The organism is Streptomyces avidinii, from assembly GCF_014650695.1.
In the GTDB taxonomy this organism is placed as follows: domain Bacteria; phylum Actinomycetota; class Actinomycetes; order Streptomycetales; family Streptomycetaceae; genus Streptomyces; species Streptomyces avidinii.
Genome location: NZ_BMVL01000066.1, coordinates 1 through 622, shown reverse-complemented (window position 1 = coordinate 622; position 622 = coordinate 1). Strand labels below are relative to the sequence as shown.

1 protein-coding gene is annotated in these 622 nt (G+C 64.1%); it reads left to right on the top strand.

Features of this window, described 5'->3' with window-relative positions:
• A partial coding sequence (locus tag IE257_RS37765; protein ID WP_506358609.1) for a phosphohexomutase domain-containing protein occupies positions 1 to 622 on the top strand: 622 nt, incomplete at both ends.

Below are 622 nucleotides of genomic sequence, written 5' to 3'. Positions count from 1 at the left end.
GGAGGGGTGGTCGGAGGCGGGTGCCCCGTCCGTTCCGGGGGGCACGGTGCCCGGTTCGGTGTCGGAGCTGGACAGCCTTCCCGGGTATGCGGCGCATTTGAAGGGTTTGGTGGACCTGTCGTCGATCCGCCCTTTGAAGGTGGTGGTGGATGCGGGCAACGGTATGGGCGGTCACACGGTTCCGACGGTGTTCGAGGGTCTGCCGCTGGATGTGGTGCCGATGTATTTCGAGTTGGACGGGACGTTCCCGAACCACGAGGCCAATCCTCTCGACCCGAAGAACATTGTGGATCTTCAGGCTCGTGTCCTGGCGGAGGGTGCCGACCTCGGCATCGCGTTCGACGGTGATGCGGACCGTTGTTTCATCGTGGACGAGCGGGGTGTGGGTGTGTCCCCGTCGGCGATCACGGCGTTGGTCGCGGCGCGTGAGCTGGCCCGTCATGGTGGTTCGGGGACGGTGATCCACAACCTGATCACTTCGTGGTCGGTTCCGGAGGTGGTCCGTGAGAACGGTGGCACGCCGGTCCGTACGCGGGTGGGTCATTCCTTCATCAAGGAGGAGATGGCGAGGACGGGTGCGATCTTCGGTGGTGAGCACTCGGCGCACTACTACTTCAAGGAT